General features: G+C 66.8%; 1 protein-coding gene. It reads left to right on the top strand.

Annotation, left to right across the window (positions count from 1 at the left end; all coding sequences use genetic code 11):
* Positions 1 to 45: 45 nt before the first annotated feature.
* Positions 46 to 1,137 (top strand): IS630 family transposase, encoded by a 1,092-nt coding sequence (locus tag C1I97_RS37640; protein WP_111007333.1) that lies wholly within the window; start codon positions 46 to 48, stop codon positions 1,135 to 1,137.

Genomic DNA, 1,137 nt, shown 5'->3' with positions numbered 1-1,137 from the left:
CTAGTGTCCTGAGTCTTTGATTCGTTCCATAAGTATGCTGGGGTCATGGCACGAATGGGACGGCCTACGGTCGATGTGGTTCTCACCGACGACGAACGCGAAACGCTGCAGCGCTGGGCGAGGCGCCGCACCTCTTCCCAGGCCCTCGCGCTGCGCTGCCGCATCGTGCTGGCTTGCGGAGACGGGGCATCAAACACCCAGATCGGCAAGGACCTTGGGGTTCACCCGGTCACGGTGGCCAAGTGGCGCAAGCGGTTCGCAGCCGACCGCCTGGAGGGGCTGGTCGACGAGCCGCGTCCCGGCGCGCCGCGCACCGTGACCGACGCGCGGGTCGAGGACGTGATCGTCCAGACCCTGGAGTCCACCCCGGCCGGCGCCACCCACTGGTCGACCCGGTCGATGGCCCGGGCCACCGGCCTGTCGCAGTCGACCATCTCGCGCATCTGGCGCACCTTCGGCCTCAAACCGCACATGGTCGACACCTTCAAGCTGTCCACCGACCCGCAGTTCATCGACAAGGTCCGCGACATCGTGGGCCTCTACCTCGCCCCGCCCGAACACGCCCTGGTGCTGTGCGTGGACGAGAAGTCCCAGATCCAGGCGCTGGACCGCTCGGCGCCGGTGCTGCCCATGATGCCGGGCATGCCCGAGCGCCGCACCCACGACTACCTCCGCAACGGCACCACCACCCTGTTCGCCGCGCTGAACGTGGCCACCGGGGAGGTGATCGGCCAGCTGCACCGCCGCCACCGGGCCGCAGAGTTCAAGAAGTTCCTCGCCCGCATCGACAAGGAGGTGCCCGAGGGGCTGGAGGTGCACCTGGTCTGCGATAACTACGCCACGCACAAGACACCGGCGATACAGCGCTGGCTCGCGGCGCACCCGCGCTTCCACATGCACTTCACCCCCACCTACTCCTCCTGGCTCAACCAGGTCGAGCGGTGGTTCGGACTGCTGACAGAGCGTCAGGTACGCCGCGGCGTCCACAAGAACGTCCAGGCCCTGGAACGCGACATCCGCGCCTGGATCAAGCTGTGGAACGAAGATCCGCGGCCGTTCGCCTGGGTGAAGACCGCGGACGAGATCCTCGAACGCCTCGCCGGATATCTTCAGCGAATCAAAGACTCAAGACACTAG

It is taken from the genome of Streptomyces sp. NTH33 (assembly GCF_003236365.1).
GTDB lineage: Bacteria > Actinomycetota > Actinomycetes > Streptomycetales > Streptomycetaceae > Streptomyces.
Note: the sequence above shows the minus strand (reverse complement) of the source record. Positions and strands in the feature narration are given on the sequence as shown.

Coding starts and splice junctions, on each gene's coding strand:
- C1I97_RS37640 (WP_111007333.1), top strand. CDS start 46: ATGGCACGAATGGGACGGCCTACGGTCGATGTGGTTCTCACCGACGAC.